The following is a 15228-nucleotide window of genomic DNA, read 5'->3' on the forward strand; positions in this document are numbered from 1 at the left end:
GCTCGCTTGACCCTGCCTGGGGGACGGCGCAAGATGAATGCATGAACTCCAATAACCGTGATGAAATCGAGGGTGTGCGTTCGCGGCTTGAATTGCTGATTGCCGCCAATCACGCTGAACTGAGCAAGCGTATCGAACGGCTTGAGGAGCGGCTCGCGTCTTCCATTGCCGAACTGAAGGCCATCATCGCCGGGCTGGATCAGCGCGTTTCCGTATTAGAAACAGGGTTCGTGGAACTGAAGGAGAAGTTCACCAGCCTAAAGATCACCGTCATCGTTACCGGCCTCAGCGCCACGTTGACCATTATTCTGGGCGTGGGCGCGATCAATGTTTCCCTGCTGTCAGGCATGATCGGCGCGTTCGAGTCGGGCCGGGGCATGGGTTCGGAGGGCATGGAAATACGCCATCAGCTGCAGGCGCTGCAGCAGCAAAGCAGTAGATCACAGCAGCAAACCGAGGCCATCCAGCAGCAGACGGTGAAACTGCAACAGCAGACCGATGCCATGCAGCTGCAAATGCGGGAAATGCAGGAACAGACCCGCAGCCTGCAGAAACAGACGGATAGCTTGCAGCAGCAGACCAGCGGCCTGCGTGAGGAGATGCGCGAGGTGAAACGGCTGGTCGAACGCCGCAACGCGTCCGACCAGCCGCCGCGCTAGGCTTACTGCACGATGCGCTAGGCTTACTGCACGATGCGGTAGCAAGGCGTGTACGCCTTGCCAGCCAGCTTCATGCGGCTTTGCGCCACAAACGATGCCAGCAGCGCATCCATCGGCCCCATGATCTCGGCATCGCCGTGGATTTCGAAATGGCCGTACTTCTCGATGGCACGGATGCCGTCATCCTTCACATTGCCCGCCACCACGCCCGAGAAGGCGCGCCGCAGCTGGGCCGCCAGCAGGTGGGTCGGCTGGTTTTTATGCAGGCTCAGATTGCGCATATTCTCGTGTGTCGGCGTGAAGGGACGCTGGAACTCCTCGTCGATCTTCAGCGCCCAATTGAAGTAATACGCATCGCTGCGCGCCTTGCGGAACTCGCGCACCAGCTTGATGCCGTCAACCATCTCCTTCGCCACCAGCTCGGGATCGTCGACGATGATCTTATAGCGCTGCTGCGCCTTCTCGCCCAGCGTACGGCCGATAAAATCATTGATCTGCACGAAGTATTCGCGCGAAGATTCCGGCCCGGTGAAAATCAGCGGGAAAGGCAAGTCCTCGTTATCCGGGTGCAGCAGAATGCCCAGAATATACAGGATTTCCTCCGCCGTGCCCGCGCCACCCGGGAAGACCACGATGCCGTGACCCGTGCGCACAAAGGCTTCCAGCCGCTTTTCGATGTCCGGCATGATGACCAGATCGTTGACGATGGGGTTGGGCGACTCGGCCGCGATAATGCCGGGCTCCGTGATGCCCAGATAGCGCCCGGCCCCAAAACGCTGCTTGGCGTGGCCGATGGTGGCGCCCTTCATCGGCCCCTTCATCGCGCCCGGCCCACAGCCGGTGCAGATATCGAGCGCGCGCAAGCCCATCTGGTAACCCACTTCTTTCGAGTAGTTGTACTCGGCGCGGTTGATCGAGTGGCCGCCCCAGCACACCACCAGGTTCGGATTGAGCTGCGGCTGCAGCACATTGGCATTGCGCAGGATATGGAAAACGGCATCGGTGATGCCTTCCGAGCGCGCCAGGTCGAACTTGGGATTATCAGTCACCTCATTGCTGACGAAAACAATGTCGCGCAGCACGGCAAACAGGTGCTCATGGATGCCCTTGATCATCTTGCCATCCACAAAAGCGATGGCCGGCGCGCCCTTGATCTCCAGCTTGATGCCGCGCTCGCGCTGCATGATATTGATATCAAACGAAGTGAAGCGTTCCAGCAATTCCTTTCCATCGTCGATCGTGCTGCCGCAATTGAGCACCGCCAGGGCGCAGTTGCGAAACATGGTATAAAGCCCGCCCTTGCCGGAGTCGAGCAGTTTATTTACTTCGGCCTTGGACAGTACTTCCAGCTTGCCTTCAGGCGAAATCAGGGTATCGACAACGTCATGTTCCATGGTGCGAATAATCCTTTTTTGTTGCGGGGCACAACAGCTGTGTCCACAGCACCAATATACGACATCTAAGGGTTTCGTGGTGGAATGTATATATTGCAAACGAGTCAATAAAAAGTTCACAATGCTGCAGGGCAGCATGTGAATTTGGTGACATTTCCAAACGGTGGATTACAATGGCGGCTTTTTTAGCAGGAGAAGCCGCATGAGCGGTGCAAGCAACCCTACCACGGAAGTCGCAATCCCTGAGTTCAAGCAGATCATGGGTCACCCCAGTCCGCTCTGGATGTTGTTCATGTCCGAATTCTGGGAACGCTTCGCGTTCTACGGCATTCGCTGGGCGCTGGTGCTCTACATCGTGTCGCAGTTCTACGGCGGCGATGCGGCGGGCCAATCGGCGGCCAACCTGACTTACGGCTCTTACCTCGCGCTGGTGTATGCCGGCGCCCTGTTCGGCGGCTTCGTCGCCGACCGCGTGCTCGGCTACCAGCGTTCGATCCTGGTCGGCGCCAGCTTCATGGCTGCCGGCCTGTTCATGATCGCCCTGCCCGATCCGAGCATCTTCAAGCTCGGCCTGGCCACCATCATCGTCGGCAACGGCATGTTCAAACCGAACATCTCGACCATGGTCGGCAAGCTGTACGGCATTCATGACACCCGCCGCGACTCCGGCTTCACCATCTTCTACATGGGCATCAACGTCGGCGGCTTCCTGGCCCCGATCTTCACCCAGCTGCTGGCGCAGAAAATCTTCGCCACCGGCGACACCCCGGCCTACAAGATCGTGTTCATTTCGGCCGGCATCGGCATGCTGATCAGCCTGTGCTGGTTCTACGTCGGCCGCCGCTCGCTCAAAGGCATCGGCGAACCCGCGCCGGAAGCCCGCAGCCCGATGCGCATCGTCTACGTGGTGCTCGGCTCGCTGGCCGTGATCCCGGTCGTGTACTCGCTGCTGGCCCTGGGCGCCGACGCCCTGCAAGGCATCCTGACCGTGATGTTCCTGATCCTGGCTGTCATGCTGATCGTCGAAGGCGTGCGCAACGGCAAAGTGGCGCGCGACAAGGTCATCGCCATGATGCTGATCTTCGCCTTCAACATCCTGTTCTGGTGCTTCTTCGAGCAGGCTGGCAGCTCCTTCACCTTCCTGGCCGAGAACATCGTCGACCGCAAGCTGGGCGAATTCATCTTCCCGACCGCCTGGTTCCAGAGCGTAAACTCGATCGCCATCATCTTCTTCGCGCCGGTCGTGGCCGCGATCTGGGTGATGCTGGGCCGCCGCAACATGAACCCATCGATCCCGCGCAAATTCGGCCTGGGCCTGCTGGGTAACGGCCTGGCCTTCGGCCTGCTGATGTTCGCCCTGTCCTCGCTGGTGGACGACAGCGGCAAGGTGCCATTCTGGACCCTGTTCATGGTCTACGTGATCCAGTCGATTGGCGAGCTGTGCCTGTCGCCGATCGGCCTGTCGATGGTGACCAAGCTGGCGCCGACGCGTCTGGTCGGCATGGGCATGGGCGGCTGGTTCCTGTCCACCGGCATCGGCAACAACCTGTCGGGCATGTTCGCCTCCCACGTCAGCGGCGAAAGCGGCATGTCGGTCGCGTCGGCCCTGTCCGGCTACACCTTCGGCTTCTACTCGCTGGTCGGTGGCGGCATCGTCCTGTTCCTGATCGCACCGCTGATCCAGAAACTGATGCACGGCGTGAAATAAGCGCGGCGCACAGCGCAAACACAAAAGGGCAGCCTGCGGGCTGCCCTTTTTCATTGCCGACTCCGTGTCCGATTGGGGTCTGCCCCCAATCGGACACGGGCTGGACTGTAGTCAGCGGATGGGGGGCTGGGCGGCGAGCCAGGCGGCGAGGCGGGCCTCGGCGCCGGGGGCGAGGTGCAGACCGAGCTTGGAGCGGCGCCAGAGGATGTCGGCGGCGCTGATGGCCCATTCATAGCGGCGCAGGTAGTTCACTTCGGCGGCGTAGAGGCCGGGCAGGATTTCTTCGCCCATATCGGCCATGCCGTGGCAGTCGGCCAGCAGGGTGTGGAGGCGGGTGCCGTAGGCGCGGGCGTAGCGCGCGACCAGGGCCGGCGCGAGCCAGGCGTATTTGAGCTGGCTGGCGGCGATCCATTGGCTGAATTCGCGCACGGAGCGGTTTTGCGGTTCGGCGCCGTACAGGTCGCCGCCGGGCAGGCAAACCTTGCCGGTCCAGCCCCGCTGGGGACAGCCCAGGCTGTGGCAGATCTTGTCCACCGCCTCTTCGGCCAATTTGCGGAAGGTGGTAATCTTGCCGCCAAAGACGCTCAGTACCGGCGGGCCATTGCTGTCGATCTCGAAGCGGTAGTCGCGGGTGACGGCCTTGGCGTCGGCCGCCTCGTCCTCCACCAGCGGGCGCACGCCGGCATAGGTCCACACCACGTCGGCAGGCCGTACCGCTTCGCTGAAATAGTGGCTGGCGACCTGGCACAGGTAGCCGATTTCGCTTTCGCCGATGGCCACCTGGCCTGGATCGCCTTCGTAGGTGACGTCGGTGGTACCGATCAGCGTGAAATCACGTTCGTAGGGAATGGCGAAGACAATGCGGCCGTCGTTGTGCTGGAAGATGTAGGCGTAATCGTGTTCGAAAATGCGGCGTACCACGATATGGCTGCCCTTGATCAGACGCAGCTGGCCGTCCATCGGCTTTTGCAGCACATCCTGGACCAGGTGCGCGGCCCAGGGACCGGCGGCATTCACCAGATAGCGCGCGCTCACGGACTGCTCGCTGCCGTCCTGCAGGCGCAGCCTCGCTTGCCAGCGTTCGCCGACGCGGCGCGCACCGAGGAAGGTAGTGCGCGTCATGATGCGCGCGCCCTTCTCGCAGGCGTCGCGGGCATTCAGCACCACCAGGCGGGCGTCGTCCACCCAGCCGTCGGAATATTCGAAGCCGCGCGTAAATTCGCGCTTGAGCGGGCGTCCGGCGGCGTGGCAGGAGAATTTGATGCCGCGCGAGCCAGGCAGCAGCTCGCGCCGCGCCAGCGCGTCATACAGCATCAGGCCCGCGCGAATCAGCAGCGCCGGGCGCTGGCCGCGCGCATGCGGCATCACAAACCGCATCGGCCACATGATGTGGGGGGCGCTGCGCAGCAGCACTTCGCGCTCGATCAGGGCTTTGCGCACCAGGCCGAATTCATAGTATTCGAGATAGCGCAGGCCGCCATGTATGAGCTTGGTCGAGGCTGACGAGGTATGCGAGGCCAGGTCATCCTTCTCGCACAGGACGGCGCACAGCCCGCGCCCCGCCGCATCGCGCGCAATGCCCACACCGTTGATGCCGCCGCCTACGATCAATACATCGCAATCGATGTCCTGTTCCGCCGCCATACCTTCCCCAGCACTGTCAATACGCACAAGATACGCTAAATTGTATGCAGTAAGCAACTATCATCCCTGCGCCGCGTCCCATTCGCTGAGCATGACGCCCATGGCGGCCATTTCTTCCTCCAGCCATTCGCGCAGCCGGCGTATGCGCGGCGCGGCCTCCTTGCCGCGCGCCGTCAGGAAGCGGTAGCCCGAGGCATAGGGCGCGCTGCGCGCCCGCAGCAGGCGCAGGACGCCGTTCCGCACATCCTCATGGACCATGGCGAAAGCCACCACCGCCACGCCCTGGCCCGCCGCAGCGGCCTGCGCCAGCAAGCCGGAATGACTGAAGCTGCGGGCGAACTGCAGGCGGGGATTGCGCACGCCGTTGGCCTGCATGAAGCGCATCCATAGTTCGCTGTCACCTTCGCACAGCAGCGGCAGCAGCGGCAGATCGTCCAGCTCAAGACTGTCGCGGCCGGGCGGCAGCAAGCCGGGGCTATACACCGCGACCAACCTTTCGCTGAATATCAGATCGGGATCGCCAGGCTGGAAGGGGCCGTGGCGGATGGCGACATCGATGCCGCCCGCATCCAGGTTCACTTGCCTGTCGTTGGAATCGACGCGGATATCCAGCTCGGGATGGAGGCGGGTAAAGCGCGGCATGCGCGGCACCAGCCATTTATAGGCAAAGGAGTGGGTGCAGGAGATGCGCAGCAGCGCGGCGTCTTCGTCCTCCTGCAAGGCGGCGCATTTGTCGCGCAGCTCGGTCAGCACCTGGGACACGGTGGCGGCGAATTCGGCCCCCTTTTCCGTCAACTGGACCTGGCGCGTCTGGCGCACGAACAACGGAAAGCCCAGCTCCTCCTCCAGCGTCTTGATCTGCTGGCTGATGGCGGCCGGCGTCTTGTGCAGCTCTTCCGCCGCGCGCTTGAAACTGCCCCATCGCGCCGCGCTATTGAAGTCGATCAGCCCCGAGAGGCTGCGCAAAGGCCTGCCCATGCAATCCTCGTGAATTAGAAAAACTTACTTGTTACCGGTAATATTTCTCGTTTGCCGACGCCCCGCTCCCGAAGGAACAATACATGCATCTGACAGGAGAATAGCATGACAAAGAATATCTTGATTATTGGCGGAACGCGTTTCTTCGGCAAGCTGCTGGTGCGCCGGCTGCTGGCCGAAGGTCACCAACTGACGCTGGCGACGCGCGGCAGGACCGGCGACGACTTTGGCAACGCGGTGCAGCGCATCCACGTCGACCGGCGCGATGCGGCCGCCATGCGCGCCGCCTTCGCTCGCGCCAGCTACGACGCCGTGTATGACCAGATGTGCTACAGCCCTTTGGACGCGGCCATTTCCAACGAAGTCTTTGCGGGCAGGACGGCGCGCTACATCATGTCGTCCACCATCGAGGTCTACCGCCACCTATGCGGACTGGCGCTGGCGCCGTTCGCCGAGTCGGCGCTGGACCTGGATGCGGAACGCATCGATATGGTCTATCCCTGGCACGATCCGGCCTACGCCGAAGAGAGCTATGCACCGGGCAAGCGCCAGGCCGAAGCCCTGCTTTACCGCAGCGCCGCCCTGCCCGCGGTCAGCGTGCGCATCGCCCACGTGCTTGGAGGCCGCGACGATTTCACCGGCCGCTTGCGGCACTATGTTGAACTGGCGCGTCGCGGCCAGCCTTTGCCGCATAGCTCCAGCGCTGCAGCCAGCTCCTTCCTGCATCCGCAAGCGATCGCGAACTTTCTAGCCTGGACCGGCACGCAGGATTTTCTCGGGCCAGTCAATGCCGCCAATATCACGCTGTCGGCTACCGAGCTGCGGCAACGTATCGGCCAGGTGCTGGGAGTGAGGGCGTATGCGCAAGCGGCGGCGCCCGGCGCGGTCCAGCCAGGCCCCTTCGACTATGCCCAACCCTACACGATGGATACGGCGCGCGCGGCGGCTCTGGGCTACCGCTTCGAGGGCGACGGCGCCTGGTTGGACACGTTGATACGCGAACATGCGTCAGCAGCGCAGGGGGCGGCGGCATGAGCGGCCTGGTTCATCTCCCCGCCTTTATCGCCGCCGCCCTGATGGTGATCTTCTCTCCCGGCCCCGGCACGCTCTATGTGGCAGGCCAAGTCCAGCATTCGCTGCCGCGCGCCTGGCAGGCTACGGCGGGCGTGGTGATCGGCGATCTGCTGCTGATCGCCTTGTCGGCACTGGGCTTTGCGGCCCTGATCGCGCGCTGGCCCGTGCTGCTGGATATATTCAAGATCGGCGGCGCCCTGTATCTGCTATGGCTGGGGATTGCGATGTACCGCACGCCGCCGCGGCTGGATGGCCGCAGCGCGGCGCCGGGCAGTCTGCTGCGCGCCGTGCTGATTACGGTGACCAATCCCAAGCCCATCCTCTTTTTCGGCGCATTCTTCCCGCTCTTTATCGACCATGGCGCCGGCGGCACGCTGCGCAGCTTCATGCTGCTGGGCGTACTGTTCGAGATCATGAATGTGCTGTACTTCGCAGGCGTGATCGCCCTGGTGGCGCGCTTGCGCGGCTTGCGCGCGCCCGGCAGGCTGGGTAGGCTGCCCTTGCACAAGCTCAGTGGCGGCGGTCTGATGCTGTGCGCCGCCTTTGTGCTGCTGGCTTAATCCAGAGTGGCGGGGCGTTTGTAGACCACGCCGTCCTTCATCACGAAACGCACCTGCTGCAGGACGCTGATGTCGCGCAGCGGATCGCCGCTGACGGCCACGATATCGGCCGCGAAACCCGGCTCCAGCGAGCCAAGACGGTTGGACTGGTTGAGCAGCTCGGCCGCCGACAAGGTCGCCGAGCGGGTCGCCTCCAGCGGAGGCATGCCCGCTTCCACCATATAGGCGAACTCCTTGCCGTTCAGCCCATGCGGGAAGACGGCGGCATCGGTGCCGAAAGCGATCTTCACGCCAGCCTTGTAGGCTTTGGCGAAAGTCTCCAGCATATGCGTGCCGATGGCGGCGGCCTTGGGGCGCACCAGCGGCGAATAGTAATCCGCCTCCTTGGCCTTCTCGGTCACGTATTTCCCGGCCGAGAGGGTCGGCACATACCAGGCGCCGGTCTTCTTGAACAGGGCAATGGCTTCATCGTCCATGAAAGTGCCGTGTTCGATCGAATCGACGCCGGCGCGCAGAGCGCGCTTCATGCCTTCCGTGCCATGGGCATGGGCGGCAACGCGATAGCCGTAATCCTTGGCCGTGGCGACGATGGAGCGCAGCTCCTCATCCGAAAACTGCGAGTTCTGGCCGCTGGCGGCCTGGCTCAGCACACCGCCGGTGGCGGTGATCTTGATCAGGTCCGCGCCTTCCTTGTAGCGGGCGCGCACCGCTTCGCGCGCTTCCTGCGGGCTGTTGACCACGCCCTGCTCCGGTCCCGGCACGCCTTTCAGGCGGCGCAGCTCGCGCGACAAGCCATTGGTGGGATCGGCATGGCCGCCCGTGGTGGCAATGGCCTGGCCTGAAGTGAACATGCGCGGTCCCGGCACATGGCCGGCGTCGATGGCGCGCTTCAACGCGATATTCAGGCCGTCGGATGCGCCCATATCGCGCACCGTGGTGAAGCCCGCCTTCAGCGTGCGTTCGGCGAAAGGCACGGAGCGCAAGGCCTGGTCGGCCACATCGCCGCTCAATTGGGAGCGCAGCTCCTCGATCTGCTTGCGGCTTTCGCCGCTCATATGGACATGCATATCGATCAGTCCCGGCAGACAGGAATAGGCGCTCAAGTCCACATCGCCCTTGCCCTGGGTGGGCGCCAGCGACTTGACGGCGCCGTTTTCGATGGCGACCGTGACCTTCTCCCGCCATACGCCCGCCTTCACATCCAGCAAGCGGCCGCAATCGACCGTTTGCGTCGCGGCGCCGGCGCCATTCATGACCAGTAACAGACTTGCCAGGGACAGCTTATGCATGCACTCCTCCTTGAGTTTAGGTTTGCTTCTTCTCCCTTGCCACCCACAACAACAGACCCATGATAAACGCATACGGCAGCAGCGACAGCGCATCGGCCGACGCGCCGTTGTAGAACGGATTGCTGTGCTCGGCCCAATTGCCCATCATGGCGTCGAAATTGGTCAGCACGCCCGCCGTGATGGCGATGACGATGCCGGCCAGCGCGCCGCCAGCGATATAGCCGGAAGCCAGCAGCACGCCTTCGCTGCGGTCGCCCGCCGCCTGCTTTTCTTCCTCGTTCAGCTTAGCGTACTGCGGCAGCTGGTTGTTGCGGCGGTCGGCCAGCCAGCGCAGCACACCACCGATCGCCACCGGCAGCGTCGCCGACAGCGGCAGATACACGCCCACCGCGAAAGACAGCGACTGAATGCCCGCCAGCTCCAGCACCACGGCCGCCATCACGCCCAGGATCACCAGCGTCCAAGGCAGTTGCTGGTCGAGGATACCTTTGATAATGTAAGACATCAGCACCGCCTTGGGCGCGTCATATTTTTTCACCTCGGTGCCGTCCGGACGCTTGCTGTGCGTGCCGTTGATGCCCGGATCGACCAGGTATACGGCCTTGCCCTGTTCGTCGATCAGGTATTTGCCGGCCGGGCCGCCCTCGGCATCGGTTTTCTGCCACACCTTGTATACCTTGCTGTCGCTGGCAGCCTGCGGACCGTGCAGCTGCGCCGTCGCGCTCAACTTCGAAGCGTCCGTGCTCAGGCCCGGCGCCACCTGGGCCGCAGGCACATACACCGTGCTCGATTCGTTCAACTGCAGCAGGATAGGACCGAGCAGCAGGGCCGAAGCCAGCGAACCGGCCAGAATCGCGTACTGCTGCAGGCGCGGCGTGGAGCCGACCAGGAAGCCGGTTTTCAAGTCCTGCGACGTGGTACCCGCATTGGCCGAGGCGATGCAGACGATGGCGCCGACGGAAAGCGCGGTCACGTAGTACTGGCCGCCGGTCCAGCCCATGATCAGGAAGATCAGGCAGGTAAACAGCAGCGTCGCCACCGCCATGCCCGAGGTGGGATTGGACGAGGAACCGATCTCGCCCGTCAGGCGCGAGGACACGGTCGAGAACAGGAAGCCGAATACCAGAATCAGCAGCGCGCCCAGCACATTCATATGCAGCGGCGTGGCGGCGGTGATCACGGCGATGATGCCGAGGCAGCCGATCACCACCCATTTCATCGGAATATCGCGCTCGGTGCGCTTGCTCGTGTCGGCCTTGCTGCCCTTGCCGATGCCGGCCAGGCCCGCCGCCAGGCTGTTCCAGATCATCGGCATGGCGCGGCACAGGCTGATCAAGCCGCCCGCCGCCACAGCGCCCGCGCCGATATACAGGATATAGGCGCTGCGCACCTCGTTCGGCCCCATTTCGGAAATCAGCATGCTGCCAGGCGCCAGGATGGTGGTCAGCGGGTCGCCGAAGAACTTGATCATGGGGATCAGCAACAGATAGGACAGCACGCCACCCGCCGCCATCGTCAGCGCGATGCGCGGGCCGATGATATAACCCACGCCCAACAGCTCGGGCGACACCTCGGCGCCCACGGAACCGCCCTTGAGCGGCGCGCCGAACACCACTTCCGGCGTGTCTTTCCAGCCCTTGAAGGAGACGTTCAGCGCCTTGTACAGCAGGCCAATGCCAAAGCCGCCGAAGATGATGCGCGCGCGGCGCTTGGCATCGCACGCCGCCTCCGATTCGGCTTGCAGGCTTTCGCCCGCGGCCAGGCGCGAACTGTCGGTGGCGGCGGCCTTGAGCACTTCGGCGCATGCCGTCCCTTCCGGGAATTTCAGCTCGCGGTGCTGGTCCACGATCATGGTGCGGCGCATCGGGATCATCATCAGGATGCCGAGCAGGCCGCCCAGCACGCCCACCAGCATCACGCGCGAGATTTCCAGGTCGAAGCCGAGAATGAGGATGGCGGGCATGGTCACGCCCAGGCCAAAAGCGATCGACTCGCCGGCCGAACCGGCGGTCTGGGTGATGCTGTTCTCCAGAATGCTCGAATCCTTGCCGCCCAGCTTCTTGGCCAGGCCGAAGACCGTAATGGCAATCACCGCCACCGGAATCGAGGCGCTGACGGTCAGGCCGACTTTCAGCACCAGATACAGCGAGGAGGCGCCAAACACCATGCCCAGCAAGGTGCCGAGGAACAGGGCGCGGAAAGTCAGCTCCGGCAGCTTGGCCTCGTCCGGGATATAGGGACGAACCGGCGCGGGGTGGTGATCGAGGGGCATTAAGGGAATCCTATAGTGACATTGCTGCAAAAATGCAGCCGGAACTATGGCACAAAGCGCACTCCCGTGAAAAGTATTTTTCCCGCCCTCCCGCGGCGCGGGAGCGGCCTGGCGCTTGGTCTATAATTGCCCGACTTCGCAACCGTGAGAACGCGTCTTGACTGCTCCCTCCCCTGCTTCGCCCAAGCTGCTGAACCGCCGCAATCTGAAAATCGCACTGATCGCCACCGCCGTTGCCGGCGCGCTGGGGGCAGCGGCAGTGGCAGGCTATATGACCCTGTACATCGCTCCCGGCCTGCCCTCGCTGGAAGCCATCACCGATTACAAGCCCAAGATCCCGCTGCGCATCTACACGGCGGACAAGGTATTGATCGGCGAATTCGGCGAGGAGCACCGCGACTTCGTCAAGGTCAAGGACATGCCGGAGATGATGAAGAAGGCGCTGCTGGCCATCGAGGATACGCGCTTCTATCAGCACGGCGGCATCGACTGGATACGCGGCGCGGGTGCCGCCGTCGCCAATCTGCGCGGCGGCTTCCGCCAGGGCGCCTCCACCATCACCATGCAGGTGGCGCGTAACTTCTATCTGAACCGCGACAAGACCCTGGCGCGCAAGCTCAGCGAAATCATGCTGGCCTATAAGATCGAAGCGGCGCTGAGCAAGGACGAGATTCTGGAGCTGTATATGAACCAGATCTACCTGGGTCAGCGCTCCTATGGTTTCAGTGGCGCGGCGCGCACCTATTTCAGCAAGTCGCTGCAAGAGCTGTCGGTCGCCGAAGTGGCCATGCTGGCCGGCCTGCCGAAAAATCCGGCACGCCACAACCCTGCCGTCAATCCCAAGCGTGCAAAAGAGCGCCAGCATGTGGTGCTGCGACGCCTGCGCGACCTGGATTACATCAGCGAGGCCGACTACCAAAAGGCCTTGCACGAGCCGTTGCGCGTCAACGCGCGCGGCCAGGAATACGACACCCACGCCGAATATGTGGCCGAACTGGCACGCCAGGCAGTGGTAGCCGAGTACAAGGACGAAGCTTACACGCGCGGCATCAACGTCTACACCACCATCCTGCACGCCGACCAGGACGCGGCCTACGAATCGCTGCGCCGCAACGTGATTGCCTACGACCAGCGCCACGGCTATCGTGGTCCGGAAGCGTTTATCGACCTGCCCGCCGAGCAGGAAAAGCGCGACGACGCCATCGATGAGGCTCTGGGCCGCCGTCCGAGTATCGACCGCCTGATCGCAGCCGTGGTGCTGCAAGCTTCGCCCAAGTCGGTAAAAGTGGAAACGGCCGACGGCGAGGAAGTGGAAATCAGTGGCGACGGCCTGAAACTGGCCGCAGCGGCGCTGAGCGACAGCGCCAAGCCGGCCATCAAGCTGCGCCCCGGCGCCGTGATCCGCGTCGCCCGCAACGAGAAAAAAGCCTGGGCTATCAGCCAGGTGCCGAAAGTGGCGGCGGCCTTCGTCTCCCTGGACGCCAATACCGGCGCCTATCACGCCCTGGTGGGCGGCTTCGACTTCGGCCAGCAGAAATTCAACCACGTCACCCAGGCCTGGCGCCAGCCTGGATCGGCGATGAAGCCCTTCATCTATTCGGCCGCGGTGGAAAAAGGCTATGGCCCTGCCACGCTGATCAACGACGTGCCGCTGGAAATGCCCGGCTCCGAAACCGGCGGCGAGCCATGGCGTCCGCAGAACGACGACGGCAAATTCGATGGCCCGATCAGCATGCGCCGCTCGCTGGCCGTATCCAAGAACGTGGCCTCGGTGCGTCTGCTGCGCGCCATCGGTGTGCCGTATGCCCACGAATACATCGGCAAGTTCGGTTTCGACGGCGCGCGCCAGCCGAAAAACCTGACCATGACCCTGGGCACCGGTTCGGTCACGCCGCTGCAGATGGCCGGCGCCTACGCCGTCTTCGCCAACGGCGGCTACCGCGTCCAGCCCTATCTGATTGCGCGCATCACCGACGCCAAGGGCGCGCCGCTGTCCGAAACCAAGGTTCCGGCGCCAGCCCAGGAAAGCGCGCGCGTGCTCGATGCGCGCAATGTCTTCATCACCGACAGCATGCTGCGCGAAGTGACGCGCAGCGGCACCGGCGCCGCCGCCACGCCGCGCGTGGGCCGCAGCGACCTGGCCGGCAAGACCGGCACCACCAATGACGCCGTGGACGGCTGGTTCGCCGGTTATGGCGGAGGCATCGTGGGCGTGGCCTGGATGGGCTACGACGATCCCAAGTCGCTGGGCGGCCGCGAGTTCGGCGCCACGCTCGCCATGCCGATCTGGATCGACTATATGCGCGTGGCCCTGGCCAAGCGCCCGCCGGTGGAACGCGCGGCGCCGGAAGGCGTGGTGCAACTGAACGGCGACTGGATCTATGAGGAATACATGAACGACGCCACGGCGCGCGGCATCGACCTGGAAGGCGAACCGCCCGGGGAAACCGCGCCGGAGACGGCGCCGGAGTCCCCAACTGCGCCGCCTACAACACCTGCACCAGCGCCGGCAGGGACTTGACTAGACAAGTCCCACCATAGCGGTGATAGAATCCCGGTAAATACTCACAAATAATCACCATTGCAATTTTGACCAGCCTGGCCGGGACCGGGAAATGAGAAGAAGAACAATCCTTCATAGCGCAGCCGCCGCCATGGCGCTAGCCGCCCTGCCGGGCGCGCTGGCCCAGGCGCGCCCGCCGCGCATCTATATGATCCTGTACCGCGGCGAAACCGGCGTGGAGCGCGGCTTCCGCGACTACTTCACGCTCAACCGCATTCCGGCCGAGTTCATCATCCGCAACGTGGACTTCGATGCGAGCAAGGTGCCGGCCCTGATCGCCGAGGCGCGCGAACTGAAGGCCGATCTGGTCTACACCTACGGCACCGCCGTCACCATGGCGGTGGCGGGCAAGGAAGGCAGCGCCGATCCGGTCCGCAATATCACCAACATCCCTATCGTGTTTACCATGGTGGCCGCGCCCCAGGCCTGCGGCATCGTCAAGTCGCTCGCCTCCTCGCGCCGCAATGTGACGGGCGTATCCCATGTGGTGCCGGTGCGGCAGCAAATGAACGCCATCCGCGCCTACCGCCGTTTCGAACGCATCGCCGCGCTGTACAACCCGGCCGAACCGAATGCCGTGGTCAATATGCGCGAGTGGCGCGCCCTGGCGGCGCAGGAGCATTTCCAGCTGATCGAAAAACCGGTGCCGCTGGACGAGCAAGGCAAGCCCTTGGCCGAAGCCCTGCCCGGCATCATCGAGGAATTGGCGCAGCAGGCGGACCTGCTGTACCTCGGTCCGGACAGCTTCCTGATGGCGCACCGCAAGCAGCTCACCGAAGTCGCGCTGGCCCAGCGCCTGCCCACCTTCAGCGCGGTGGAAGCTGGCCTGCGCGAGGGCCGCGCCCTGTTTGGCCTGGTTTCCGGCTATGAAAACCTGGGCCGGCTCGCCGCCCACAAGGCGGCGCAGATCCTGCGCCACCGCGTCAAGCCGGCCGCCCTGCCGATCGAAACCCTGCCGCGCTTCAGCTATCTGGTGAATATGTCGGTGGCCGAGGAACTCAAACTCTATCCGCCCGCGAAGGTGCTGCAATACGCCGAACAGATACGCTGACCAGCCATTAGAATAGCGCTTTAGGCTGCTAATTTA

General features: G+C 63.6%; 11 protein-coding genes. 6 read left to right on the plus strand and 5 right to left on the minus strand.

The window, feature by feature from the left end; translation table 11 throughout:
- Positions 1-41: 41 nt before the first annotated feature.
- Complete coding sequence (locus FHS03_RS15835; protein ID WP_183441906.1) at positions 42-659, plus strand: hypothetical protein; 618 nt, start codon at positions 42-44, stop codon at positions 657-659.
- Between the two features lie 23 nt (positions 660-682).
- Here the strand turns inward: FHS03_RS15835 and ppnN are convergent, their stop codons facing one another.
- Positions 683-2053 (minus strand): nucleotide 5'-monophosphate nucleosidase PpnN, encoded by a 1371-nt coding sequence (gene ppnN, locus FHS03_RS15840; protein ID WP_183441907.1) that lies wholly within the window; start codon positions 2051-2053, stop codon positions 683-685.
- Between the two features lie 259 nt (positions 2054-2312).
- On the opposite strand from ppnN, the gene FHS03_RS15845 reads away from it, so the two are divergent.
- Complete coding sequence (locus tag FHS03_RS15845; protein WP_443094294.1) at positions 2313-3761, plus strand: peptide MFS transporter; 1449 nt, start codon at positions 2313-2315, stop codon at positions 3759-3761.
- Between the two features lie 111 nt (positions 3762-3872).
- Here the strand turns inward: FHS03_RS15845 and glpD are convergent, their stop codons facing one another.
- On the minus strand, positions 3873-5405 hold the full coding sequence (gene glpD, locus FHS03_RS15850) for a glycerol-3-phosphate dehydrogenase (protein ID WP_183441909.1): 1533 nt from the start codon (positions 5403-5405) through the stop codon (positions 3873-3875).
- A gap of 60 nt (positions 5406-5465) precedes the next feature.
- Positions 5466-6383 (minus strand): LysR substrate-binding domain-containing protein, encoded by a 918-nt coding sequence (locus FHS03_RS15855; protein ID WP_183441910.1) that lies wholly within the window; start codon positions 6381-6383, stop codon positions 5466-5468.
- Positions 6384-6488: 105 nt separating this feature from the next.
- Between FHS03_RS15855 and FHS03_RS15860 the strand changes: the two genes are divergently transcribed.
- The gene (locus FHS03_RS15860) at positions 6489-7418 is read left to right on the plus strand and encodes an NAD-dependent epimerase/dehydratase family protein (RefSeq protein WP_183441911.1); all 930 of its coding nucleotides are present in this window, start codon (positions 6489-6491) and stop codon (positions 7416-7418) included.
- Positions 7415-8017, plus strand: a complete 603-nt coding sequence (locus FHS03_RS15865) for a LysE family translocator (RefSeq protein ID WP_183441912.1) — start codon at positions 7415-7417, stop codon at positions 8015-8017. The genes FHS03_RS15860 and FHS03_RS15865 overlap by 4 nt, the downstream gene beginning before the upstream one ends.
- On the opposite strand, the gene FHS03_RS15870 is transcribed toward FHS03_RS15865, so the two are convergent.
- A complete protein-coding gene (locus FHS03_RS15870) occupies positions 8014-9306 on the minus strand; it encodes a metal-dependent hydrolase family protein (RefSeq protein WP_183441913.1) in 1293 nt (430 codons plus the stop codon). The genes FHS03_RS15865 and FHS03_RS15870 overlap by 4 nt on opposite strands.
- 16 nt (positions 9307-9322) lie before the next feature.
- Positions 9323-11578 carry an OPT family oligopeptide transporter gene (locus FHS03_RS15875; RefSeq protein ID WP_183441914.1) on the minus strand — a complete coding sequence of 752 codons (2256 nt, stop codon included), beginning with the start codon at positions 11576-11578 and terminating at the stop codon, positions 9323-9325.
- Positions 11579-11735: 157 nt separating this feature from the next.
- Between FHS03_RS15875 and FHS03_RS15880 the strand changes: the two genes are divergently transcribed.
- A complete protein-coding gene (locus tag FHS03_RS15880; protein ID WP_371871720.1) occupies positions 11736-14099 on the plus strand; it encodes a penicillin-binding protein 1A in 2364 nt (787 codons plus the stop codon).
- 133 nt (positions 14100-14232) lie between these two features.
- Positions 14233-15192, plus strand: coding sequence for an ABC transporter substrate-binding protein (locus FHS03_RS15885; RefSeq protein WP_183441915.1), 960 nt, complete (start codon positions 14233-14235; stop codon positions 15190-15192).
- Positions 15193-15228 lie beyond the last annotated feature (36 nt).

Source organism: Pseudoduganella violacea, from assembly GCF_014191875.1.
Classification (GTDB): Bacteria; Pseudomonadota; Gammaproteobacteria; order Burkholderiales; family Burkholderiaceae_D; genus Rugamonas; species Rugamonas violacea_A.

Excerpts from the sequence above, each read along its gene's own strand:
- FHS03_RS15835 (WP_183441906.1), top strand. The coding sequence starts at position 42 with ATGAACTCCAATAACCGTGATGAAATCGAGGGTGTGCGTTCGCGGCTT.
- ppnN (WP_183441907.1), bottom strand. The coding sequence starts at position 2,053 with ATGGAACATGACGTTGTCGATACCCTGATTTCGCCTGAAGGCAAGCTG.
- FHS03_RS15845 (WP_443094294.1), top strand. The coding sequence starts at position 2,313 with ATGGGTCACCCCAGTCCGCTCTGGATGTTGTTCATGTCCGAATTCTGG.
- glpD (WP_183441909.1), bottom strand. The coding sequence starts at position 5,405 with ATGGCGGCGGAACAGGACATCGATTGCGATGTATTGATCGTAGGCGGC.
- FHS03_RS15855 (WP_183441910.1), bottom strand. The coding sequence starts at position 6,383 with ATGGGCAGGCCTTTGCGCAGCCTCTCGGGGCTGATCGACTTCAATAGC.
- FHS03_RS15860 (WP_183441911.1), top strand. The coding sequence starts at position 6,489 with ATGACAAAGAATATCTTGATTATTGGCGGAACGCGTTTCTTCGGCAAG.
- FHS03_RS15865 (WP_183441912.1), top strand. The coding sequence starts at position 7,415 with ATGAGCGGCCTGGTTCATCTCCCCGCCTTTATCGCCGCCGCCCTGATG.
- FHS03_RS15870 (WP_183441913.1), bottom strand. The coding sequence starts at position 9,306 with ATGCATAAGCTGTCCCTGGCAAGTCTGTTACTGGTCATGAATGGCGCC.
- FHS03_RS15875 (WP_183441914.1), bottom strand. The coding sequence starts at position 11,578 with ATGCCCCTCGATCACCACCCCGCGCCGGTTCGTCCCTATATCCCGGAC.
- FHS03_RS15885 (WP_183441915.1), top strand. The coding sequence starts at position 14,233 with ATGGCGCTAGCCGCCCTGCCGGGCGCGCTGGCCCAGGCGCGCCCGCCG.